The 24,207-nt window shown below is 61.5% G+C and carries 21 protein-coding genes; 6 read left to right on the plus strand and 15 right to left on the minus strand.

Going from position 1 to position 24,207, the window contains the following annotated elements; all coding sequences use genetic code 11:
* Positions 1-9: 9 nt before the first annotated feature.
* From PFEN_RS17110 to PFEN_RS17130, 5 genes are all read left to right on the plus strand, one after another.
* The gene (locus PFEN_RS17110; protein WP_191488005.1) at positions 10-774 is read left to right on the plus strand and encodes a LuxR family transcriptional regulator; all 765 of its coding nucleotides are present in this window, start codon (positions 10-12) and stop codon (positions 772-774) included.
* A 90-nt stretch (positions 775-864) separates the two neighbouring features.
* Positions 865-1,764 carry a proline iminopeptidase-family hydrolase gene (locus PFEN_RS17115; protein WP_191488006.1) on the plus strand — a complete coding sequence of 300 codons (900 nt, stop codon included), beginning with the start codon at positions 865-867 and terminating at the stop codon, positions 1,762-1,764.
* Positions 1,765-1,974: 210 nt separating this feature from the next.
* On the plus strand, positions 1,975-3,042 hold the full coding sequence (locus PFEN_RS17120) for a phosphotransferase family protein (RefSeq protein ID WP_191488007.1): 1,068 nt from the start codon (positions 1,975-1,977) through the stop codon (positions 3,040-3,042).
* Positions 3,043-3,068: 26 nt separating this feature from the next.
* Positions 3,069-3,836 carry an SDR family oxidoreductase gene (locus PFEN_RS17125; protein ID WP_191488008.1) on the plus strand — a complete coding sequence of 256 codons (768 nt, stop codon included), beginning with the start codon at positions 3,069-3,071 and terminating at the stop codon, positions 3,834-3,836.
* 89 nt (positions 3,837-3,925) lie between these two features.
* On the plus strand, positions 3,926-5,041 hold the full coding sequence (locus PFEN_RS17130; protein WP_191488009.1) for a Gfo/Idh/MocA family protein: 1,116 nt from the start codon (positions 3,926-3,928) through the stop codon (positions 5,039-5,041).
* Between the two features lie 117 nt (positions 5,042-5,158).
* Here the strand turns inward: PFEN_RS17130 and PFEN_RS17135 are convergent, their stop codons facing one another.
* The 3 genes from PFEN_RS17135 to PFEN_RS17145 all read right to left on the minus strand — a co-directional run bounded on the left by PFEN_RS17135 (position 5,159) and on the right by PFEN_RS17145 (position 6,950).
* Positions 5,159-6,175, minus strand: coding sequence for an ABC transporter substrate-binding protein (locus PFEN_RS17135; RefSeq protein WP_191488010.1), 1,017 nt, complete (start codon positions 6,173-6,175; stop codon positions 5,159-5,161).
* Between the two features lie 104 nt (positions 6,176-6,279).
* A complete protein-coding gene (locus tag PFEN_RS17140) occupies positions 6,280-6,483 on the minus strand; it encodes a hypothetical protein (RefSeq protein WP_191488011.1) in 204 nt (67 codons plus the stop codon).
* Positions 6,483-6,950 carry a hypothetical protein gene (locus PFEN_RS17145; protein ID WP_191488012.1) on the minus strand — a complete coding sequence of 156 codons (468 nt, stop codon included), beginning with the start codon at positions 6,948-6,950 and terminating at the stop codon, positions 6,483-6,485. The genes PFEN_RS17140 and PFEN_RS17145 overlap by 1 nt, the downstream gene beginning before the upstream one ends.
* Before the next feature lie 525 nt (positions 6,951-7,475).
* On the opposite strand from PFEN_RS17145, the gene PFEN_RS17150 reads away from it, so the two are divergent.
* Positions 7,476-7,877: a hypothetical protein gene (locus PFEN_RS17150; RefSeq protein ID WP_191488013.1), complete on the plus strand. Its 402-nt coding sequence runs from the start codon at positions 7,476-7,478 to the stop codon at positions 7,875-7,877.
* A gap of 59 nt (positions 7,878-7,936) precedes the next feature.
* Here PFEN_RS17150 and PFEN_RS17155 read toward each other — a convergent pair whose 3' ends face one another.
* The 12 genes from PFEN_RS17155 to PFEN_RS17210 all read right to left on the minus strand — a co-directional run bounded on the left by PFEN_RS17155 (position 7,937) and on the right by PFEN_RS17210 (position 23,968).
* Positions 7,937-9,556 (minus strand): methyl-accepting chemotaxis protein, encoded by a 1,620-nt coding sequence (locus PFEN_RS17155; RefSeq protein WP_191488014.1) that lies wholly within the window; start codon positions 9,554-9,556, stop codon positions 7,937-7,939.
* 217 nt (positions 9,557-9,773) lie between these two features.
* Positions 9,774-10,178 (minus strand): TraR/DksA family transcriptional regulator, encoded by a 405-nt coding sequence (locus tag PFEN_RS17160; RefSeq protein WP_191488015.1) that lies wholly within the window; start codon positions 10,176-10,178, stop codon positions 9,774-9,776.
* Positions 10,179-10,442: 264 nt separating this feature from the next.
* Positions 10,443-12,164 (minus strand): AMP-binding protein, encoded by a 1,722-nt coding sequence (locus tag PFEN_RS17165; RefSeq protein WP_191488016.1) that lies wholly within the window; start codon positions 12,162-12,164, stop codon positions 10,443-10,445.
* Positions 12,165-12,185: 21 nt separating this feature from the next.
* Complete coding sequence (locus PFEN_RS17170; protein ID WP_191488017.1) at positions 12,186-13,484, minus strand: acetyl-CoA C-acetyltransferase; 1,299 nt, start codon at positions 13,482-13,484, stop codon at positions 12,186-12,188.
* Complete coding sequence (locus PFEN_RS17175; protein ID WP_191488210.1) at positions 13,481-14,374, minus strand: MaoC/PaaZ C-terminal domain-containing protein; 894 nt, start codon at positions 14,372-14,374, stop codon at positions 13,481-13,483. The genes PFEN_RS17170 and PFEN_RS17175 overlap by 4 nt, the downstream gene beginning before the upstream one ends.
* Before the next feature lie 3 nt (positions 14,375-14,377).
* The gene (locus PFEN_RS17180; protein ID WP_191488018.1) at positions 14,378-15,730 is read right to left on the minus strand and encodes a 3-oxoacyl-ACP reductase; all 1,353 of its coding nucleotides are present in this window, start codon (positions 15,728-15,730) and stop codon (positions 14,378-14,380) included.
* A gap of 33 nt (positions 15,731-15,763) precedes the next feature.
* Positions 15,764-18,289, minus strand: a complete 2,526-nt coding sequence (locus PFEN_RS17185) for an acyl-CoA dehydrogenase (RefSeq protein WP_191488019.1) — start codon at positions 18,287-18,289, stop codon at positions 15,764-15,766.
* Positions 18,290-18,626: 337 nt separating this feature from the next.
* Positions 18,627-20,069: an outer membrane protein transport protein gene (locus PFEN_RS17190; protein ID WP_191488020.1), complete on the minus strand. Its 1,443-nt coding sequence runs from the start codon at positions 20,067-20,069 to the stop codon at positions 18,627-18,629.
* A 121-nt stretch (positions 20,070-20,190) separates the two neighbouring features.
* Positions 20,191-20,673 carry an alkane oxidation protein activator PraB gene (gene praB / locus PFEN_RS17195; protein ID WP_191488021.1) on the minus strand — a complete coding sequence of 161 codons (483 nt, stop codon included), beginning with the start codon at positions 20,671-20,673 and terminating at the stop codon, positions 20,191-20,193.
* Positions 20,674-20,822: 149 nt separating this feature from the next.
* Entirely contained in the window at positions 20,823-21,314 is a 492-nt protein-coding gene (gene praA, locus PFEN_RS17200) for an alkane oxidation protein activator PraA (protein WP_191488022.1), read from the minus strand.
* Between the two features lie 139 nt (positions 21,315-21,453).
* Positions 21,454-22,731 (minus strand): alkane 1-monooxygenase, encoded by a 1,278-nt coding sequence (locus tag PFEN_RS17205; protein ID WP_191488023.1) that lies wholly within the window; start codon positions 22,729-22,731, stop codon positions 21,454-21,456.
* 244 nt (positions 22,732-22,975) lie between these two features.
* On the minus strand, positions 22,976-23,968 hold the full coding sequence (locus tag PFEN_RS17210) for an alpha/beta fold hydrolase (protein ID WP_191488024.1): 993 nt from the start codon (positions 23,966-23,968) through the stop codon (positions 22,976-22,978).
* Positions 23,969-24,207 lie beyond the last annotated feature (239 nt).

Consider the following 24,207-nt stretch of genomic DNA (forward strand, 5'->3'; position numbering starts at 1 on the left):
GAAGAAAGGATGCAGGTCAAATTCTCTGAAGTCGATACCCGCAGCTTATCCGGTAACAATATGGATGAGATCATGGATAGCGCGCTGATCCTCGCGGGCGCGCTGGGGTTCGATGCCTTGGTGTACGACTACACACCGGTGCCGCTGGACCATGATGGCAGCATGATCACCCCCTCGCTGCTCAAGGTCCGCAACACCCCGTCGGACTGGCATTCGCTCTGGTGCGAACAAGGCTTCTACCAGATAGACCCCGTGCAATACCTGGCCCTGAACACCGTCTCGGCGTTTGTCTGGTCCTATCAACCCAAGGCCGAGACCGCCTTGCAAAAGGTCATCGACCAGCGCCATTCCCCGGTAACCAGCTACCTGCAGGAACGGCAGATGACCTGCGGCGTCAGCGTGCCGATCCACCTGCCCAAGGGTGGATTCGCCTCGTTGACCGGGCTGCGTACCGGCAACGGTAAACATGTCCTGAAGGATGCAGAGCAAACCCTGACGGATTTCAGCGTCATTTCCCACGCGGTACAGGCCGCCGCCTACCCGTTGTTCGGCCCGGAAATTCGCGCCTACCCACATATCCGCCTGACCCGGCGTGAACGCGAATGCCTGCGCTGGGCGGCCGAGGGCCTGACCGCAAAGGAAATCGCCGAGCAGTTGCACCGCTCGCTGGCCACCGTGACCTTGCACCTGACCTCCGCCATGCACAAGTTAGGGGCGAAAAACCGCGTGCAGGCGGTGCTGCGGGCCACACACTACCGGCTGCTCGATAGCTGAACCGGCAAAAACCTATCAATTCGACTAGTTATGTCGGCGAGCCCATTTCGCTATCGTGCCCTGAATCGTGCACTCAGGGAGTTTGGTGAAATGGAATTCAACAAAATGCGTGAAGGGTTTGCGAACTTCGGCCCCTACCAGACCTGGTACCGTGTTACCGGCGACCTGGCCAACGGTCGTACACCGCTGATAATCCTCCACGGCGGGCCGGGCTGTACCCATGATTATGTCGACGCCTTCAAGGACATCGCCGCCAGCGGCCACGCGGTGGTGCACTACGATCAGTTGGGCAATGGCAAGTCCACCCACCTGCCGCACCAGGATCCGTCCTTCTGGACGGTTGAGCTGTTCCTTGCCGAGCTCGACAACCTGCTCGATCACCTCGACATCCGCCAGCACTACGTGCTGCTTGGCCAGTCCTGGGGCGGCATGCTCGCCAGCGAACACGCGGTGCGCCAGCCGGCGGGACTCAAGGCGTTGATCCTCGCCAACTCGCCCTCGTGCATGCGCACCTGGGTCAGCGAAGCCAACCGCCTGCGCGAGCAACTGCCGGCCGGCGTCCAGCAGGCCTTGCTCAAGCACGAGAAGGCCGGGACCTACCAGCATCCGGAATACGTCGCAGCGTCACGGGTGTTCTACGACCGCCATGTCTGCCGCATCAATCCCTGGCCGGAAGAAGTCGCCCGCACCTTCACCCAGGTCGATGCGGACCCGACCGTCTACCACACCATGAGCGGTCCGACGGAATTCCATGTCATCGGTTCATTGAAAGACTGGAGCATCATCGACCGCCTGGATCGGATCAAGGTACCGACCCTGGTGATCTCCGGACGCCACGATGAAGCGACCGAGGCGGTGGTCAAACCCTACGTCGAGAAGATCGCCGGCGCACGCTGGGCGCTGTTCGAAGACTCCAGCCACATGCCCCATGTCGAAGAGCGTCAGGCCTGCATGGGCACAGTCGTGCAATTCCTTGACGAGAGTCTCTGAGCCACACCTCCAGCCCTCTCTCCGACAGAACTGCCCGGTCTGATCCAGACCAGGCTTTTCGACTATTCTGGATTCCTGCTCGCGCATCAGGAACGCTGATCACCCTGCAACACGCCGACCTATAAGACCGCCGCGTGCTTGTGGGCCGACAGGGTGAGCATTAGATTAGCCAATAATCTCTGGCCTCCAGAATAAGCAGAAGGGATAAGCATGGCGCTTACTGACCAGTCCACCCGTATCCGTGCCGGCGAAGAGCTTGATGTCGGCCTGATCGATCCGTACCTCAAGGCACACATTCCAGGCCTGCACGGCCTGCCGGAGATCAGCCAGTTTCCCGGCGGCGCCTCGAACCTGACCTACCTGATCCGTTACCCGGAGCAGGAGTTCGTCCTGCGTCGCCCACCGTTCGGCCACAAGGCCAAGTCCGCCCACGACATGGGCCGCGAGTTCCGTATCCTCAACCAGCTCAAGGACGGTTTCCCCTACTGCCCCAAGGCCTACGTGCACTGCACCGACGAATCGCTGATCGGCTCCGAATTCTATGTAATGCAACGGGTCGAAGGCATTATCCTGCGCTCCGAGCTACCCGCGGAGCTGGGCCTGGATGCCGGGCAAACCGAAACCCTGTGCAAGAGCTTCATCGACCGGCTGGTGGAACTGCACCAGGTCGACTATACCGCCTGCGGCCTGGCCGACCTCGGCAAGCCGGAAGGCTACGTCGTGCGCCAGATCCGTGGCTGGAGCGAGCGCTATGAAAAAGCCCTGACTCCCGATGCGCCAAGCTGGGAAGCGGTGCGAGCCTGGCTCAACGACAAGATGCCCGCCGATCATCCGACCTCGAGCATCGTGCACAACGACTACCGCTTCGACAATGTGATCCTCGACCCTGACAACCCGATGCAGATCATCGGCGTGCTCGACTGGGAGCTGACCACCATCGGCAACCCGTTGATGGACCTGGGCAACACCCTGGCCTACTGGATCGAGGCTGGCGACCCGGCTCCGGTCCAACTGATGCGCCGCCAGCCAAGCCATGCTCCTGGCATGCTGACCCGCCGCCAATTCGTCGACTACTACGCCGAACGCTCGGGGATCGCCATCGACAACTTCGACTTCTACTACACCTACGGCCTGTTCCGCCTGGCCGGCATCGTGCAGCAGATCTACTACCGCTTCTTCCACGGCCAGACCCAGGACAAACGCTTTGCACAGTTCATTCAGATGAACAAGCTGCTGGAGCAGATGAGCCTGCAAGTCATCCACGCATCCCGTCTCTGACCGCGACTAAAACAAGGAAAATAACCATGTCCAAGACCCAGTTGTTCGACCTCGACGGCAAGATCGCCTTTGTTTCCGGTGCCAGCCGTGGCATCGGCGAAGCCATTGCCAAGCTGCTGGCCCAGCAAGGCGCCCATGTGATTGTTTCGAGCCGCAAGCTTGAAGGTTGCCAGCATGTCGCCGATGCCATCATCGCCGAAGGCGGCAAAGCCACCGCCATCGCCTGTCATATCGGCGAAATGGAGCAGATCAGCCAGGTCTTCGCCGGCATCCGCGAGCAGTTCGGACGCCTGGATATCCTGGTCAACAACGCGGCCACCAACCCGCAGTTCTGCAACGTGCTGGACACCGACCTCGGCGCTTTCCAGAAAACCGTCGACGTGAATATCCGCGGCTACTTCTTCATGTCGGTGGAAGCCGGCAAGCTGATGCGTGAGCACGGGGGGGGCAGCATCATCAACGTTGCCTCGATCAACGGCATCTCCCCGGGTATTTTCCAGGGCATCTACTCGGTGACCAAGGCAGCGGTAATCAATATGACCAAGGTCTTCGCCAAGGAATGCGCGCAATTCGGTATTCGTTGCAACGCCCTGCTGCCCGGCCTGACCGACACCAAGTTCGCCTCGGCGCTGGTTGGCAACGAAGCGATTCTCAAGACCGCCCTGCAACAGATTCCCCTCAAGCGGGTCGCCGCGCCAAGCGAAATGGCCGGAGCCGTGCTGTACCTGGCCAGTGAAGCATCGAGCTACACCACCGGGGTGGCACTGAACGTGGACGGCGGCTTTCTGTCCTGATATCGAAATAAAATTTCCATTTGTTGAAATTGGTGAATTTAAATTCTATAAATAGCCCTTCCTGAAAATAACAATCAAAGGATGCGGCGATGGACGAGTTGGGAATAGGCTTGATCGGCACGGGTTTCATGGGCCGTGCCCACGCCCTGGCCTTTCACAATGCCAGTGTGGTGTTCGAACTGCCATTGAAGCTGCGCCTGGTGGCGCTGGCGGATGCCGACACACGGCGCGCCGAGTCCTGCGCCACGGCCTGGGGCTTCGAGCGGGCCTACGGCGATTGGCAACAACTGATTGACGATCCCCGGGTTGGGCTGGTGGCGATCACCACGCCCAATCACCTGCATTTTCCCATGGCCATGGCCGCCCTCGCGGCGGGCAAGGCGGTGTATTGCGAAAAACCCCTGGCGGTCGACCTGGACCAGGCGACCCGGATGCGTGACGCGGCCCGACAGGCCGGCGTGATCACCCGAGTGGGCTACAACTACCAACACAATCCGATAATCGACCTGGCCCGGGATCTGATCCACCGCGGCGAACTGGGCGAGATTGTCGGTTTCCAGGGCGAATTCAGCGAAGATTTCATGGCCGACCCCACCTCCCCCTGGTCCTGGCGCTGTGAACCGCAGCACGCCGGTGGTGCGCTGGCCGACCTCGGCAGCCATCTGCTGGCCATGGCCCGTTATCTGCTCGGCGATATCAGCGCGGTCTGCGCCGACACCCGCACCGTCCACCCACGGCGCCCCGCCAGTGCCGGCAGCCTGGAAACCCGCCCGATTGCCGTCGATGACCAGGTCCACGCCCTGCTGCGCTTTGCCAACGGCGCCCGGGGCGCGATCAGCAGCAGCTGGCTCAAGCACGGCTACAAGAACCACCTGAGCTTCGAAATCAGTGGCACCCGCGGCACCCTGGCCTTCGACCAGGAACGCTTGAACGAACTACGCCTCTGTCGCGCCGGCCAGAGCGGTTTCCAGCGCCTGCTGGCCGGCCCCGATCTGCCCCGTTACGCGGCGTTCAGCCCGGCCGCCGGCCATCAGTTGGGTTACAACGAACTCAAGACCCTGGAGGTCCAGGCGCTGATCGCCGCGCTGGCCGGTCAAGGCCAGACGGGTACGGACTTCGAAGAGGCCTGGCAGGTGGAACGCCTGGCGACGGCGATTCGGCTGGCAGCCAAGGAGCGGCGCTGGGTCGATGTCAGCGAACTGTAAAATGGCTGGGGCGGGGGCTTGCCGGACCGCCGCGAAGGCGACCTGGCGACCTTGATGTCGCTGAAGCTTCGCGGCGGTGCGGCGATCCGACAGGCTCCGCTCCCACATGATGGCGCATTACTTGAGACTGGCGGCGACCTTGCCGGCCACATCCGCGGGCAGCCAAGCCTTCCAGACATCCGGGTGATCCTTGAGAAACGCCTGCGTCACCTGGCGCGGTGGCAGGCGCTCTTCACTCATTTTCGCCAATGCCTGGTTCAGCACATCGATCGGCAGGTCGACCTTGGCGAAAAACGCCACCACCTGCGGGTACTGCGCCTTGAACGGTGCGGAGACCCCAATGCTCAACTTCGACGCCAGGGAGCGGCTCGGCTTCGGATCGGGATTATTGGCGTCGGTCAGGGTTTTCCAGGCTTCAGCGTCAAAGGCCGGCTCCTCGAGCTGGACCAGCTTGAACTTGCCCAGCAACGGCGTCGGCGACCAGTAATAGAACAGAATCGGCTTGCCGCGTCGGATCGACGAGGTGATCTCCGCATCCAGCGCGGCCCCGGAACCACTGCGAAAATTCACGTAACTGTCGGTCAGGCCATAGGCCTTGAGCTTCTGCTGGTTGACGATTTCCGATGTCCAGCCGATTGGACTGTTGAGGAAACGCCCTTTGCCCGGAGCCTCCGGGTCCCGGAAGACATCCTTGTAACGGGCCAGGTCCGCAACCCCGTGCAGGTCCGGCGCCAGTGGCTTGATACCGCGCGCCGGATCGCCCTTGATCACATACTCGGGCACCCACCAGCCCTCGGTGGCACCCTTGACGGTATCGCCAACGGCCTCCACCTCGCCCGCCGCTTCGGCCTTGACCCAGACCGGGCTACGTCCGGCCCATTCCTCGGCGATCACCTGGATATCATTCTTGGCCAGGGCCGTTTCCAGGGTCACGGTGGTGCCAGGCAACATATCGGTCGGCAGACCGTAACCTTTTTCGACGATGTAACGCAGGATATCGGTAATCAGGCTGCCACTTTCCCAGTTCAGGTCGGCAAAGTGGATCGGCTGGGCAGCGGCCCGAGCTTGCAGGGGCATGGCGGTAACGCAGAATACAGCCAAGGCGCTGGCAAGCAGCACACGTAGTCCTTTCATGGAATTACCTCAATCACGGGGCGTCTCTCGGCAAAAAACCGAAAGCCCAGGAAACTTCAGTCAACTGAACTGTAGTAGAGGTTCCCGGATTGATGCACAACCGATCACTGAGTGTCTTGCGACTGAAGCTGCTGCAATTCACGTCGGACCATGCCGACATACTCTGCAGGCCCAAGGGCATAAAGCTGCGCCGCGACCCAGTTGAGCCAGGCGCCCTGCAGTTCAGCCTTGCGCTCGAACAGCCGACGAGCCTCGTCGCTGGCCTGCTGCTGATGCTGGCGATGGAACTCGGCCCGGGTCGAACTCATTACTCGCTGGCCTTGAACGTCAGTTCGCCCTTGCGCCAGCGGGCGGCCTTCTTGGTCACGTCCTTGAGGGTCTTGCTCAAGCCACCCAGCAGTTGTTCATGGGCGGCAAACACCATCACCACGGTATGCCCTTCCTTGAACAAAATCCCATGGCCTTCCGGCACGGTTACATAGGCATAGTCACCCAGGCCATAGACCGTGAGTTTGATCTCACGAAACTTGATGTCGAACTTGCCACCTTCGCGACTTGGCAGTACCGCGGCCCGAAAATGATCACCCACTTTCAGCTCCAGGCGTTGCTTGTCGTCGACCACCAGCGAGGTTGCGGTGTCGATCTCGGCAATGTAAATGCCTTCGGCGGTTTGTTCGGTGATATAGACGAAACGTGATTGAAACTGTTTGACCAGTTTGGCCCGAAGATCCCCCAGTACAAACAGTGCATGCATATCCAGATTACTGACTGCCAACGAAAAGTCCTCAAACTCGAAAAATGAAGCCGCCCGGCGAGTGTCAGGCAACACAAAACGATCGGTCACTGCCGTCGGTTACTGAATAGAAGCCCTGATGTTTGCCCGAGCGGCCTGGCGATGGTCACCGGTGCGCAGAAAGCCTAATGGATACAAGGTCCCATGACTTCTACGAAACGTCATCAGCGCTTGAAGGAAAACACCGCATTGCACCGATCACGGGAAACCGGCAACTGAGTTTGCGAGGGAAGGCCTTCTTGAAAAAAAGTAATTTCCGACATGCAGATTGTAAAAAATGCTCTGGATGAAATCAGCCCCCGAGCACTGGAGGTGATTCTAGAACACGTCAGGCCATTGGGGCCAATCAAACTGTCAGTGGGCAGCATCTTACAAGACAAAAAGTACCCAGGTATGTCCAGTCTGTCGCAAATACCTGGTAGGAGCCAGCGTTCGACGCAGATTTATCCTACAGGACGGTGCCATCTTGCCGATAATCTGGCAAGCATCATTCCAGGAGTATCGTCGATGATCAACTTGAACCCGACCCTGGCCCCATCTGCCTTCCTGCTGTCGCCCAGCGAAGATAGCGGCAGTTCCAGCAGCCGTCTCTCGGCTGCCCCGTTGTGGAGCGACGAAAGTGCTTCGAGTCTGCTGGGCAACAGCCTGGCGGGCAATGACAAGGCGGCAAAAGATCGGGTCAAGCAACTCAGGACCCAGATCGAGCAACTCCAACAAAAACTGCGCAGGGCCAACGCCCAACTGGCCGCGACCAAAAGCGCCCGTCACCGCAGCGAAGCGGCTCGCGAAGCCGCGGTGCAGCCCGCCAAGGCGCAGGTCGCAGCCCTGGGCGCCGCGCTGAACGGCACCAGTACCGCGCTGGTCATGGCAGAAAAGCTGATGGCCGGCATGGTTAATACCACGGTCTGAGGTGGGCTCAGCGGACGCCTTCGCGGCGGTGCGGCGCAGAGCCCCCCCCGAGGACGGAATCAAGCCTTTTTCGGTGCGCCTTCCGGCTTGTAGCCCAGACGCAGTCCGCCCCAATGGCGGCCCTTGACCATGATCGGCACCGACAGGTCATGCATCAGCTCGCCGGTGTCACGGGTATAGGTCTGCAATAGTACCGGCTGTTGATGACTGCCACAACGAATCCCCGTGCGGTCATCGAACTTGCGCTTGGTCCGGTTGTGCAGCGTGTCATGCTGCGGATCACCGGTCAGAGGCTGGCAAAACGCCTGGTTATGGGTCGGCACATAGCCCTGGGGCGTACAGGCAATGGCGAATACCAGGCCTTCATGGCGCGCCAGCAAGGGTTCCTGGATCGCCGGCAGGACCTGATCGGTATAACGGTCGAAGCGTGTCTGGTATTTGGCCGGCGAGGTATTGGCGATCGGCTGGTAAGTATGATCGAACAAGTCATCCAGACTGATGCGAGCCTGTTCGATGTCCGCCTCGAAACGCGCGGCAATCTGCGCGGCTCCCTCGCGGGCGAGGTCGTAGACCCGCTGGTGGTAATCATCCAGGCCGACTTCGGCCAGGCGCTGGCTGATGGTCTCGGCCTGCCCTTCCATCTGTATCGCCGCCTGGGTCAGGTGACAGGTCTGCTGGTCGCTGACAGCCAGGTCGCCACGCATCTGCTCGACCGCCGTGAACAGGCTGTCCAGTTGCTCGCGGTTGCTCTGCGCGCCCCGGGCGATCTCACCCACCTGCGCTTCGACGCTGGCGGCCAGGCCAGCGATATTCTCCAGGTGCCGGCCGGTATCCTCGACCTGCTCGACACCACCGTCCAGGTCCTGGGCCAGTTGGCGAATCTGCTCCACGACCTGGGTGGTACGTTGCTGGATGTCGGCCACCATGACCCCTACCTCATCGGTCGCCGTGGCCGTGCGCCCGGCCAGTCCGCGGACCTCGTCGGCCACCACGGCAAAGCCGCGACCATGCTCTCCGGCGCGTGCCGCCTCGATGGCCGCGTTGAGGGCCAGTAAATTGGTCTGACTGGCGATCGACTGGATCACCAGGGTCACTCGCTGGATTTCCTCGCTGCGCAGGCTCAGGGCCTCGATCAGCTCGCGGCTGGCATTGGCCTGCAGGCTGAGCTGGTGCATGCGGCCGATGGACTCCGCCAGCACCGTATGTCCCGCGGCGCTGCTGATGCGCGCCTCACTGGCGGAGCCGAGGGCCTGCTGGCTCAACTGTGAGGTGGTCTGCTCGGTATGGATCACCTGTTCGGCACTGGTAACAATTTGTGCGGCGGCGTTGAGCTGCGACTGTACCTTGCCGGCCAGTTGCTTGACCGAAAAGGCCACGCCGGCGGCGGACAGGGCATTATGGCTGGTGGTATAGGAAAGGTCCCGGGTCAGTTGCGCCAGGGCTTCATCGCCAGCCTGGACGACTGACGCGGTGACCGGGCGCATCCGCAGACGCGGCAACCAGACCAGTAACAAGGCCAGGGGCAGGCAAACGATCAAGGGCCAACCGGCAAAGCTCATGGCACACAGCAACAGCGCCAGTCCCAGGCTCTGTATCAATGGCGTGAGCCAACGCAGTGTCGGTTTCGATGCGGCGTCCACGTGCGGCCCAACCCCAGGCAGAATTCCTTCTCCAGACATGTACTTACCCACTGTGAGCTTCTAGTTGTTTTTTCGCATTAAACGCCACTATTGAGCCATTAGCCATGGTCCATTAGTTGTAGGGCGTTTGCATCAACAATAGTCGCTATGGGGCGGCTGTGGAGGCGGGTTTGCTGGCGATGAGCGATGACGCGGTTTGACAGGGACACCGCGTCGTCCGGATCGCCAGCCAGCCGGTTCCTACAAAGGGCGGCGATCAGGCTTGGCGCTGGTGCTTGTCGATCTGCTCGTGACGTTCCTGCGCTTCGATGCAGTACTTGGTGGTCGGGCTGATCAGCAGGCGCTTGAGGCCGATCGGCTCGCCGCTGTCGTCGCACCAGCCGAAGGAGTCGTCATGGATGCGCAACAGCGCCTGTTCCAACTGCGGCAGCATGCGCTGGTCGCGATCAATGGCATTCACTAGCCAAGTGCGTTCCTCTTCAACGGAAGCGGCGTCAGCCGGGTCAGCCGGCGTATCGAGACTCTCGATGGCAATACGGTTCTGCTCGATACGCTCGTGGGTTTCGACTTTCATCGCTTGCAACAGCTCGGTAAAGAAAGCCAGTTGCTCGGCGTTCATGTAGTCGTCCGCCGGCATGGCCAGCAACTTTTCCTTTGTCATTGATTTCTCTATAGAAAATACGTGCATTAAGGCGAATTAGGGAGCGTTCTGAGCACCTGAGGGGGATGCACAGAAAGGCGCCGTCCATTCCAAGCGCCACCCGGCACTCAATTTACGAGGGGCGGCAGTCTAAGGCCGAGTTATCGAGTCAGCAACTGAAATGACAGCAAAAACGTCCGATACGCCCGCACGGGCGCTCTGCACCAGTCCCGTGGAGACGTATCGGAGTGTGTTTATAACAAGAAATTCCGCGCAAAGCGCCTGTTAAGGAGACAAATGGTCACGCAATGCCCGACGCAGGACCTTGCCTACGGTCGTCTTGGGCAGCTCCTCGGTGCGAAACTCGACGATCCGCGGCACCTTGTACCCCGTCAGGTACTCCCGACAATGGGCCAGCAACTGGACGTCGGTCAGTGCCGGATCCTTGCGCACGACAAAGATTTTCACCCGCTCCCCGGTGACCTCGTCGGCCACCCCGATGGCCGCCACTTCCGCGACGCCGGGGTGCAGGGCGACCACATCCTCGATCTCGTTGGGGTACACATTGAAGCCCGACACCAGGATCATGTCTTTCTTGCGATCCACCAGGCGAATGAAGCCCTGTTCATTCATGACCCCGATATCGCCGGTCGATAGCCAGCCGGCCCGATCCAGCACCTTGGCGGTCTCCTCCGGCCGCTGCCAGTAGCCCTTCATCACTTGCGGGCCACGGACCTGCAATTCACCCTCCTCGCCCAGTTCGGCCAACTCGCCGTCTTCACGCATGAACCGCACCCAGGTCGAAGGCAACGGCACGCCGATGGTCCCGCTGAAGTCGCCCTCGCGCATCCGCGCAATATCGATGGGACTGATACTGACCACCGGCGAACACTCGGTCAGCCCATAGCCTTCGATGATCGGCACCCCGGTCACCTCTTTCCAACGCCGGGCCACGGCGGTATGGGTGGCCATGCCGCCGGCAATGGCCAGCTTCAGATCGGAAAAGTCCCGGCCGCGGAATTCCGTGTTTTCCAGCAGCCCGTTGAACAGGGTATTGACCCCGACAATGCCGCTGAACTTCTCCTTGCGCAGGATCATCTGCACCCGCTTCACGTCACGGGGGTTGGCGATCAGGATATTGCGCCCGCCCAGGCACATGAACATCAGGCAATTCACCGTCAGCGACAGCACGTGATAGAGCGGTAACAGGGTGACATTGGTTTCCTGCTGGTTCTCACCCAGTTGGTCGCCGATCCAGGCCTTGGCCTGCATCAGGTTGGCGAGGATATTGCGGTGGGTCAGCATCGCCCCCTTGGCATCGCCCGTGGTGCCGCCGGTGTACTGCAGGAAGGCAATGTCATCGTGTGCCAGCTTGACCTTCCTGACCTGCATCGTCGCGGCCTGTTTCATCAACCGTGGAAATCGGGTCGCCCCGGGCAGATCGAAACGTGGCACCTGTTTCTGCACATGGCGCAACACGAAGTTCAACGCCGCGCCCTTGTAGGTCCCCAGCAGATCGCCGATTGCCGCCACCACCACGTTTTTCAACGCGCTGCCAGGCATCGCCTGCTCCAGGGTATGGGCGAAGTTCTCGAAGATCACCACGGTCTCGGCACCACTGTCCTTGAGCAAGTGCCTGAGCTCATGGGCGGTATACAGCGGGTTGACATTGACCACCACGGCGCCCACCAGCAAGGTGCCGAACAGGCAGATCGGGTACTGCAGGCAGTTGGGCATCATCAGAGCCACGCGGTCGCCCTTCCTCACCCCCCGCGACTGCAACCAGGCGCCGAACGCAAAGGCGCGCCGCTCCCATTCGAGGTAGCCCATCTCGGTACCGATACTGACGTAGGCGACGCGCTCGCGGTACTTCTCCATGTGCTCGAGAAACACCTCGCGCAGCGACGGATAACGCTCGATCTCGGTTTCGATATCGGCCGGGACACCCGGCAGGTAAGCGCTCAACCAGATGCGCTGGTCAATGCTGTGCAGGCTTGCGAGGCTCATGGTTCTCTCCTTGTTGTTGTTTTATTTTTCGACGATGGCGGTCACGCCCAGCCCGCCGGCGGCACAAATGGATATCAGCCCGCGGCCCTGGCCACGCTGGTCAATCGCCTTGGCCAGGGTTGCCAGTAGCCGCCCCCCAGTGGCGGCAAACGGATGCCCGCAGGCCAGGGAGCCGCCATTGACGTTGAGCTTGTTGCGGTCAATCGAACCCAACGCCGCGTCCAGGCCAAGGCGTTCGCGGCAATAGCCGGGATCTTCCCAGGCTTTGAGGGTACAGAGCACCTGGGCGGCGAAGGCTTCGTGGATCTCGTAGAAGTCAAAGTCCTGCAAGGTCAGGCCCTCGCGGGCGAGCATCCGCGGCACGGCGTAGGCCGGTGCCATCAGCAGCCCCTCGCTGCCATCGACAAAGTTCACCGCCGCGGTTTCACCGGTACGCAGGTAAGCCAGCACCCGCTGGTTGTTCGCCTGCGCCCACGCCTCGCTCGCCAACAGCACTACCGAGGCGCCATCGGTCAGCGGCGTCGAGTTGCCGGCGGTCAGGGTGCCGCTGCGCTTGTCGTAAGCCGGCCCGAGGCCGGCGAGCCTCTCCAGACTGGCATCGGCACGCAGGTTGTTATCGCGTGTCAACCCACGATACGGGCTGATCAGGTCATCGAAGAAACCCCGTTGATAGGCGGCAGCGAGGCGTAGGTGACTGCTCAGCGCCAATTCGTCCTGAGCCAAACGAGAGATCTGCCAGCGCTTGGCCATCTCTTCACAATGCTCGCCCATGGACAGCCCCGTGCGCGGTTCACCATTGCGCGGCGGCAGCGGCTTGAAGAACATCCCCGGACGCACCCCGAGCAGGCTGCGTAGCCGCTCGCCCAGGCTCTTGGCCCGGTTGGCCCGCAACAGGATCTGGCGCAGGCCCTCGTTGATCGCGATAGGCGCGTCCGAGGTGGTATCGGCACCGCCGGCAACCCCCACGTCGATCTGTCCGAGGGCGATCTTGTTGGCCACCAGCAACGCCGCTTCAAGGCCGGTGCCGCAGGCTTGCTGCACATCGTAGGCCGGGGTCTGCGGCGCCAGGGTGGTGGACAGCAAGGCCTCGCGGGCCAGGTTGAAATCCCGCGAATGCTTGATCACCGCGCCGGCGGCGAACTCCCCCAGCCGCTGCCCCTCGAGGCCGTGGCGATCCACCAGCCCCTGCAAGGCGGCCACCAACAGGTCCTGATTGCTGTCCTGGGTGTAAGCCGTATTGGAGCGGGCAAACGGAATGCGATTGCCACCGAGGATGGCGACCCGACGTACCGGCGCCGGGTTGAAACTGTAGGCACTCATGACCGCTCCCCCTGGATAAAGAGTCCGCGCATATGCGGCTTGTCCCCCGCACTGTTACGCACTTCGAATGCATGGCGCGGCCCTGTCGGCGGCACATTCCACAGCGTGACGCTGGCGGGCAGGAAGATGGGCAGCTTGAACTCGCAGACCAGCTCCGCGACGGTCAAGGGCCGCGGCGCTTGTTGCGCCGCCAGTGCGCGGCCAAGAGTCCACATGCCATGGGCAATGCTCCGTGGAAAGCCGAACAGGCGAGCCCCGAGCGAGGAAATGTGGATCGGATTGTAATCACCGGATACCCGGGCAAAACTCCGCCCCAGGTTCGCCGGCAACGACCAACGCTGGGTACGCACCAGGGCCGCCTCATCAAGGTCCAGCGCGTCCGGCCAAGGCTCGCCCAGGGGCGCGGCCACACCACGGCGCAGATACAGGCTTTCACTCTCCCAGACCAGGTTGCCAGCGCCTTTGGCCCGGGTGACGATCAGCACCGCCTGGCCCCTTGGGTGCGCGACCCAACGCTCGCAATGTACCGCCAGGCGCAAGGCCTGCCCGGACTCCAGGCGCTGGTACTGGCGAATGCGATTGGCCAGATGGACCATGCCGCTGGCCGGCCAGGGAAAGCTCGGACTGGTCAGCAACAGCAAGTGCAGAGGAAAAGCCAGGGTATGCGGAAACGACAATGGCACCCCGTGTTCAGGGCGAAAGCCACAGGCCCGGGCATAGCGGGCAATATCCATCTCCAGCAGTTCCACCGCCGGACGCAGCAGTCGCTCGTCGGGCAAGCATGCTGGCCCCTCCAGCTTGGGCTTACGCAAACTGCGCAGGCCGTTCCAGAGCAGGCGAGCGCCGGAAGGCGGCGGGTCGACAATACGCATGCGCGGATCCGTGTTCATCATTCAGGCCCCCAACAGGCTTTGCCCGCAGACGCGGACCACCTGCCCATTGATTCCACCGGAGGCCGGATGCGCCAGCCAGGCAATGGTTTGCGCCACGTCCTCGGGCTGACCACCCTGGGCCAGCGAGTTCATCCGCCGTCCCGCCTCACGGATCAGCAACGGAATCCTGGCGGTCATCTGCGTCTCGATAAACCCCGGTGCCACGCCGTTGACCGTGACCTGCTGGCGCGCCGCCAACGGCGCCAGGCCCTGTACCAGGCCAATGACCCCAGCCTTGGAGGTGGCATAGTTGCTCTGCCCCAGGTTGCCGGCGATCCCGGAAATCGACGACACCCCGATAATCCGTCCGCCGGGATTGATCCCCTGCCCCTCCAGCAAGGCCGTGCTCAATCGCAACGGCGCCTCCAGATTCACCGCCATGACCTTGCGCCAGGCCGCCTCGGTCATTTTCGCCAGGGTCTTGTCCTGGGTGATGCCGGCGTTGTGCACGACGATATCGAAAGCCCCCTGCTCGCCGACGAACGCCAGCAGCCGCTCGGCCGCCTCGGGCGCGGTGATGTCCAGGGCCAGCGCGGTTCCCACCAGGGATGCCGCGACTGACTGCAATTCAGCCTCCATGGCGGGGATATCCAGGCAGACGACCTCGGCGCCCTCGCTGGCCAGTACCTGGGCGATGGCCAGGCCGATACCGCGACAAGCGCCGGTGACCAGGGCCCGACGCCCCCTCAGTGGTGTGTCCCAGAAAATCTCCTTGGGAAAGTCCACCGGTTCGCCGATCCGCACCACCTGACCGCAGACAAAGGCCGAACGCCGGGACAGAAAGAAGCGCACGCTGCTGTCCATCTCCGCCTCGGCACCGGGCTCGATGTACAGCAGTTGCACGGTAATCGCCCGGCGCAGCTCCTTGCCCAGGGAGCGCACGAACCCCTCCAGGGCCCGTTGTGCCACTTTCTGCGCCAGTGCCGCGCAGTGTTCCGGCGGCGTGCCGAGGACCAGCACCCGGCCATGGGCGCTCAAGCGCCGGACATTGGCGTGGAAAAAGCGGTACAGCTCGTCCAATTGCAGCACGTCAGCCAGGCCACTGGCGTCGAACACCAGCCCCTGGACCTTGACCGTGGACGGTGCATCGATGCTGGCCGGTACCGCAGCCACGGTCCCGGTGGCGGCGAAGATCCGTTGCAACTCGCCTGACAGGCGCCCCTGGGGCCCCGCCGCCAGCACCAGCGGATTGAGCAGGTTGCCTGTCTGGCCTTGGCGATAGCGTTGCAACGCCAAGGGCTGCGGCAGGCCCAGGGTGCGGGCCAGCCAATGGCCCCAGGGGGTGTTAGTGAAAGCAAGATAACCGTCAGCCATGAATAGATTCCGCTGGAAAACCGAGAAAAGTCATCAAATAGGGTTGTCGGCGCCCACCCGGCGCTTGCCCGGGCTCCTCTGCGCCTGGTCGATGTGCGCCTGGCGCCGCTGCAATGCCTCCAGCAGCCCAAAGTCCTGGGGAAAGTCGTCCACCTGGATCGCATGGTCGCCATATTCAACATAGCGCTCGAGCAGTTCACCCTCCTCACCGCTGATCAGTTGCAAGGCCAGGGCCTTGGCCAACCAGGGCACAAACGCCTCGCGGGAAATCGGCAATGGCGCGACAAGCCCTTGGCGCACCGCCGGTTTCAGGCGCGCGTCGATCAGGTCCACCTGGGGCAACAACTGGAACGCCAGTTCGCCGTAGGCCAGCTTGTCGATATCCGGCTGCGGGATATAGGAATCGGCCAACAGCCGGTCGCGGCTCTCGCCTGGGGTTTGCACCAACTCGGCGACCTCGGCCAGCAGCCGGTCGGAGGGTTTGCGCAAGGCAATCCCAAACGGAAAAGCCAGGGCGCGGAGCAACCGGCGCGCCGCTTTCGAGGGGTAGTTGTCGAGGGTTTCATCCAGGGCTTCATGGGCCCGCCACAGGGCATCCTGGGCCGCCCAGTGCACCAGCGGCAGATCCTCCCGGGGCCGGCCGTCGTCTTCGAAACGCTTGAGCACGCAGGACAGGATGTACAGCTGCGAGAGGATATCGCCGAGCCGCCCGGTGATGCTTTCCTTGCGTTTGAGCGCACCGCCCAGTACGCCCATGGAAATATCCGAAACCAGGGCCAGCGCCACCGACAAGCGCCCGGCCTGCCGATAATAAGCGGCCAGGGCCGGCTCGGTTTGCGCCGGGGCCTTGAGCAACCGGCCCGCCGTCAATCCATGCACCAAGGCTCGTACCGTGTTGGCCAGGACAAAGCCGAGATGGCCGAACATCGCCCGGTCAAAGGCCTCCAGCCCCTCACGGCCCTGGCGGCGAGCTGCCTCCATTTCACGCAACACATAGGGATGGCAGCGAATCAGCCCCTGGCCGTAGATGATCAGGCAGCGGGTCATGATGTTCGCGCCCTCCACCGTGATGGCAATCGGGCTTTGCTGATAGGCCCGAGCGAGGAAGTTGTTCGGCCCCATGCAAATGCCCTTGCCCGCGACGATGTCCATGCCGTCGTTGACAATGGCGCGGGCCCGTTCGGTGACGTGGTACTTGGCGATGGCGGAGATCACCGAGGGTTTCTCGCCAGCATCCAGAGCGGCTACCGAGACCTTGCGCACCGCATCACAGGCGTACAGGTGCCCGGCCATGCGCGCCAGTGGCGCCTGCACGCCTTCGAATTTGCCGATGGGCAGCCCGAACTGCTTGCGCATCGCGGCATAGGCGCTGGTGCCACGCACGGCAATCTTGCCCAGGCCGACATTCGCCGAGGGCAGCGAAATCGCCCGACCGGCGGCCAGGCACTCCATCAGCATGCGCCAGCCGTTGCCCACCTGCTCGCGACCGCCGATCACCCAGTCCAGGGGAATAAAGACCTCCTTGCCCTGGGTCGGACCGTTCTGGAACACCGCATTGAGCGGCCAGTGCCGACGACCGTGGCGCACCCCCGGATGGGACGTGGGGATCAGCGCGCAGGTGATCCCCAGGCTGCCCGGACTGCCCAGCAAGCCGTCGGGATCTTCGGCGCGGAACGCCAGGCCGAGCACCGTGGCAATCGGTCCCAGGGTGATATAGCGCTTGTCCCAGGTGACACTGAAACCCAGCACCTCCTGGCCCTCGAAGCGCCCCTTGCAGACCACCCCGAGATCCGGAATCGCCCCGGCATCGGAACCGGCATAGGGACTGGTGAGGGCGAAACAGGGAATGTCCTCGCCTCGGGCCAGGCGTGGCAGGTAGTACTGGCGCTGGGCCTCGGTGCCATAATGCAGGAGCAGTTCGGCCGGGCCCAGGGAGTTGGGGACCATCACCGAGATCGCCGCCGCCGAACAGCGGGTCGACAGCTTCATCACTACCTGGGAGTGGGCGTAGTGGGAGAAGCCCTTGCCGCCGTATTGCCGGGGAATGATCATGCCGAGAAAGCCGGCCTCCCGGGTGTACTGCCAGGCCTGGGGCGACAGGTCCTGCCAGACCTGGGTGGTTTCCCAGTCGTTGGCGATGTCACAGAGGGCTTCCACCTCGTTGTCGAGGAAGGCTTGTTCCTCCTCGCTCAAGCACGCCGGCGCGGCGCTCAGCAGGCGCTCCCAGCGCGGCTTGCCGCTGAACAGCTCGGCGTCCCACCAGACCGTCCCGGATTCGATCGCCGCGCGCTCGGTGTCGGACATGGCCGGCATGATCTGGCGGAACAGGACCTGGGCCTTGCGTGAGAGCAAGGCCCGGCGCAAGGGTTTGATCGCCAGTACCACGGCCGGAGCCAGGAGCGTCAGCACGCCGATGGCCATGCCCGGCAATCCGACCACGCCGAATAGATAACCACCGGCCAACCAGACCAGCACACCGCCCAACCACAGGCTCGCGGGCGCCTGTCGATACCCCAGGGCCAAGGCCCCCGCCACAGCCAGCAACAACCAGAAAGTCATGGGCACACCTCTTTGAACATTCAGGAAAACCACGGGCGCCAATCGCTGATGGCCCGCTGGGTCAGCCATCTCCATAACGGCTGACCGACCTCTACCTTACAAAGAACAGACTCGTTTTAAAATTATTTTTTAAATTAATATTTAATTCTGAGACCAACAAAAAACCGACCGGGTCGGTTTCTGGGAGGAGCTTGCAATCAAGGCAAAACACGCCCCTGCAGGAGCCGGCTTGCTGGCGATGGCGGCGGTGAATCTTGCATCACCATCGCCAGCAGGCTGGCTCCTACAGGTTTTGCGGCGCTGTCAAATAATCCGATAGATCAGACAGCGACGCCTCTCAGAACTTGTAGGTTGCCGAGAGACTGACCACTTCGCCGGAGGCATCTACCTTGCCGTCGAGCGTGGAGCCACCCAGACGATCCACGTTCTGGGTACGGATCGGGGACTCCTTCACAAACTGCCGCGAATATGCGCCGTCGATACTCAATCCTGGGATTTCCTTGATTTCATAGCCAAAGCCCAGTGAGGTAAACCAGCGGTCGTTGTCCGGGATCCGGGGATCGCGGGTCGAGTCGCGGGTTGGTGTCTGGTCGAAGGCCACGCCGGCGCGCAGCGTCAGGCGATCAGTGAACCTATAGTCGCCGCCCAGCGAGTACATCATGCTGTCCTTGTAGTTATAAGGAATGGAGACGATGAGGTTGCCATCGGACTTCAGCGTCAGGTTCTTGAAAGAAGACCACTGGGTCCAGGTCGCACTGAGGCCCAAGGTGAAACGGTCACTGAACACGTGTACCCAATCCAGGCCGGCCGTGGCGGGGATATCCAGCTGGGTGGTGGCGTTGGCACCGTCGGGATTGAGCTTGAGTCCGGGATAGGCCAGCCCCACCAGCGTCTCACCGTTGGGACCCACTGGCAGAGTGGTGTACTCCCTGCCGAGCGCATCGGCGTAAATATTGTATTTACCCTCCAGCTTGTTCTTGATCTTGGCGTGATAGTTCAGCCCAAGGGTATCCCGATCGGTCGGTTTCCAGACCACCCCGGTAAACCAGCCGACCGAGGTGTTGTCCACCTTGACACGCATCAGGTTCGAGCCGGCACCCGACGGGAAGGGAATGCCCCCCAGCCCCGGGGACAAGGCCGCCGCGCCGGTCAGGTTGAGGTTCTGGCTGACGAAGCCATTGGTGTGCTGCACGATGACACCGCCGCCCACCGAAAAGGCGTCGTTGACTTTGAACGAAAGCGAGCCCGTGAGACCCACGGTTTCGATCTTGGTATCCACCGCAAAGTCACGTCCTTTCCAGCCATCGTCCCAGGTACTGCGCATCCCCTGCGGAATAACCTGACTAAGACCAAAGGAAAACCGATCATTGATCGGTATGACCATGAATCCGGTTGGCAGCCAGGCAGTAAAACCACCTTCGCCACCGTCGCCGGTCAGGGGCACGGGATCGCCAGTAGATCCATCGGGATTGACGGGTGTGATGGACGCTGGATTGCCCTGATAATCGGTAGCGGTCCCCTTGTACTTCAATTTTATACGGGCATAGTCGACCGTGAACTGCGCGACATTCTGATCAATGAAAGCCATCGCCGCCGGGTTGTTGTAGGCCGCGCTGGGATCGTTCTTGAACAGTGATCCACCACCGAAAGCTCGCCCCCAACCAGGTGCACCGTAGGTGGGTGTCGAAAAGCCACCGGCCTGAACAGGCCCTGCAATCACCAACCCGCCCCAAATAGCCAACACCGTAGCGACGTGCAATTGTTGTTTCTTATTATTCATGCCTCACTCCTTATTATTATCAACCGTAACAGGTCATCCGGTTCAACAGCGCTCAACAGACGCCTCCGAGAAGGCGCCTGTCTTATCAACGAGTGATCAGCACGTTGTTTTCAAAGCGACCTCAGGGATTGGTGATGACGAAGGTCGGATTAGGTGCGACGTTGAGCGCGGTGATGGTGCAGCTCCCAACGGCCTGGGCACTTGGAACAGTCAACGCGCCGCCGCCATAACTGGTGTTGATCGTGGCGGTACCGCAGTTTGAAACGATACTGAAGCTGACACCGGACACCGTTGCCGTGCTGGTACTGGTAGGTGTCAGTGTCCATGGCAGGTTCTGCATCACTGGTACACCGCACAAGGCATTGGAACCACTAACAGTGGCAGCGGTAATCGACGCCGTGGCTCCGTTGGCGGCAGTCTTGCCGGTGAACGTAATGTTGCAGGTCACTGGCAGATTGAACGAGGCCGGAGATTTCACCGTAATGGTGCCTGGTGCGGTGAAGTTGGTGTTCACTGGGGTAATGGTTGCAGCATTGACCATGGATGCCGCGCCTAAGCAGACAGCAATGGCCGTGAACGACATGAGTGTTTTAAGAACTTTCATTGTTGTTATTCCTCACATGTTATGGCGATTCATTTCGCCAGGGGGTTATGGCCGTTAATGGACAACACGGAGTAATGCGACAGCAACAGCGACCGAGCTTCCCTTGCCAGCCAAACTTTCAATTTTTACTAAACAACGGGTTATTCCGTTCAGGGCACAACCCGAAAAGTCGGCGGCATCTGGATCGATACCGTCTTGATGGTGCAACCGCCGTCCAGCGCTACCGAGACCGCCTGGAGTTTTCCGCTACTGTTGCTCCAAGTCCCGTCCGCCGTGCTCGGCCCACAGTCACCACCCACGAACGGGGCGTGCACCGTGACCTGGATACCGGACATAGAGCCGCTACCGTCGTCCTTGGCCACCAACTTCCAGGGCAGGTGCGTGGCCTCGACCTGGCCACACTTCAGGCCGCCATCGAAACCCACTTTCTCGACACTGGCATAACTACCGTCGGCGCTGATCCGACCGCTGACTTCAATCGTACAGTCGGCATTGATAATGCTCTTGGCGAAACTGATCGGGCCCTTGGCGCTGAACTCGGTATTGGCCGGCTCCATACGCGCGGCGGCAAACGCCGGCGCCACGGGCAAAAAAACCAGCAGTACCGCCAACACTCGAATGGCTAATAGAACTTTATGCATGGTTGACCTCCTTCCCGTTATTTATTGTTTTATCGGGGCACTTGCTTCTTTCCGGTGAATGCCACAGGCCACTATTGGCGCGCGCCTCCCCTTCATGCGCACGTTCAAGACTGAGCATGTTGTTTTGTAACTCTATTTTTTAATCGGTGTAGCGCGTACCGTAGTGTTTCAATAGTTGCACGCGCCTGGAGGGCTGCAAATTGGCCAATCGCACATTCCCCCCGTAGTGTGCCAATACCCGGTGATCCATCAGTCGCCGCCAGAGAAAAGGCACATAGGCCCAGACAATCATGCTCGCATAACCATATGGCAGTTGCGGCGCCTCATCGAAATGACGCAATGCCTGATAACTGCGCGTCGGATACGCATGGTGATCGGAGTGCCGTTGAAGTTGGAACAGAAAGATATTGGTGACAATTCGATTGCTGTTCCAGGAGTGTCGTGGCGAACAGCGCTCATAACGACCGTTGGGCAGTTTCTGGCGCAACAGGCCGTAGTGCTCGACATAGTTCACCACCTCCAGCAGCGAAAAGCCGTAGACCCCCTGGATCAGCAGGAAGGGAATCACCCCACTGCCCAGCCAGAGGATCAAGCCGCCCCACATCACCACGCTGAACAACCAGGCCCCCAGCACGGTGTTGCTCCAGTGCAGAACCGGCAGCCCCAGCTTGCCCAGGCGCCCGCGTTCCAGTTGCCAGGCCGAGCGCAGGCTGTGATAGACCGAGCGCGGCAGGAAGCTCCAGAAGCTCTCCCCAAGACGCGAGCTGGCCGGATCTTCCGGCGTGGCGACCCGCACGTGGTGGCCACGGTTGTGCTCGACAAAGAAGTGGCCATAGAAAGTCGGCGCCAGGGACAGCTTCGCCAGGAACTGCTCCAGTGGTCGGCTCTTGTGTCCCAGCTCATGAGCGATGTTAATGGCAATCCCGGTGGCGGCACCGGTGGACATCGCCATGCCCAGGTAGGTAAAGGCACTGACGCGGCCATGCGCCTGGGCCCGCTCGGTGACATAGGCCAGCAGTGAAGCCGGCCCGCCGTGCCATGACCAGGCCTCGCTCAGGCGCAACAGCCCGCCGTCGATCAGCCAGTCGATGCCACCCGCCGCCAGCCAGGCAGTACTGAGCACGGACAGCGTGACCAGGGCCACGCAGGTGTAGATGATCCAGCGATAGTAGGTTTGTTTCTCAAGATCCGGAACCACGGTTTCCGGTGGATTGCTGCGGTCTTCACCGAGCAGGCCGTCGATCATCGGGATCAGCCCGAAAATCACCAGCACCCCGCTCCACCACAAGGACTGGATCCCGGTAGCAAGGGCGAACACGCCGGACAACAGCGGCGTGGCCATCGGCAACGCACCGAGCCACCAGAGATGGCGCTTACCGTCGGTCCAGACCCCAGGCGCCGCCAGGGAAGCGCTCATGGCAGCCACCTCGGGACCGAAACCACGGGCGACCGCAGATCCGGATGACAGGCAGGCAGAGACAGAGCAAATGCGTCACAAAGCGTTATTTTCATTATTTTAATCGCTCAAATGCACTTTTAAAAAAAACATTCAAAACATTTTTTTAAATATTTAGCTCGGTTTCGTTAGCCCGTCAACTATTTTTTTCACTGAGATTTGAATGTCGCTCGTGGAACCTCTGGCCGACCTCGCAGGCGCTCGCTCAGGAAGGCCCGAGTACCGCAGTTGCTGGGGCAAAGGCGAGGTGGTGGCGCGGTTTTGCCTGCCGGGCGATGTCCCGGACCAGATCGGCCACCGGCTCCGCGGCGGTGACGGGCAGCATGTGCCCGGCCCCTTCGATAATTTCCAAGCGCAGGCCCGGCAGTTTGCCGAGCATCGATTCGCCATGCTTGCGGTAACTGAGTACACGATCCCCGGATCCGTAGATCAAGCCCACCGGAAGTGTCAGCTGCGGGTAGCGCCTGACCATTTCCGGGAGATCGTTGTTCATCGTGGCGACCTCGCTGGAGGCGCAATAGAAGTTGTTGCTGCGTAGCCCCAGCAGCCCGCCGCCGCGCTCGGCAAAGTCCTCGGGCGGCGGCTCGGGGGCGAACACCGCCTTGATCAGGCCCTTGCGTCCGAGCATCCCCAAGGGCACCGAGAGGGTTCGCGCGAGCCAACCGCGCAACCACGCGGGCCTCACCCACAGGGACAGAAACATCAGGGGCAGGACGCGCTGGGGATGGGTCAAGGGCGCCACCAGCACCAGGCCACACACCAACTGCGGATGGTCAAGCGCCAGGGACAAGGCCAACGCGCCGCCCAGCGAATGCCCGAGTACCAGGGGCCGGTCCAGGTCGAGGGTACGAATGAATTCGGCGATCAGCCCGGCCTGCGCCGGGATATCGACCCTGGCGCCCGGACTGCGGGATGAGTAACCGGAACCGGGACGATCCAGGGTGATCACCCTGAACTGCTCGCGCAAACACGGCGACAAGGCATAGGTCAGGTTGCGCCCACAACCGGTCAGCCCATGGATCATCACCAATGCCGGGCCACTGCCCTCGTCCTGATAATGAATCCGCTCCCCACCCACCTCGATGAAACGCCCCTCGGGTGGCACCTTGGCCTCAATGTACCGATCGATCCGCGAGCTGATAGCCCACAACGCGGCATTCACCGCCGCAAAAATTGCAATTCCCACAATCCATTCCATTGCTTGCTCCTCGCAGCCCTGCGTCGAGGCGCTATACCGGGATTGGCTGCCACCTCGAGAATCGCCTACACCTCATGTACCGGCCCATCGGTCGGATGAGTCGTCAGCATTCGGCAGGCCACTAGCGTAGGCGATATTTTCAGACAAGCTATTTAAATTATTTTTTAAAACATTTAATTTAATTGTGCAATGCTGAAGACTCACCCAGCGCTGCCGCTCAGCGGCGGACGCGCGTCCCC

The organism is Pseudomonas sp. FEN, from assembly GCF_904067045.1.
Classification (GTDB): Bacteria; Pseudomonadota; Gammaproteobacteria; order Pseudomonadales; family Pseudomonadaceae; genus Aquipseudomonas.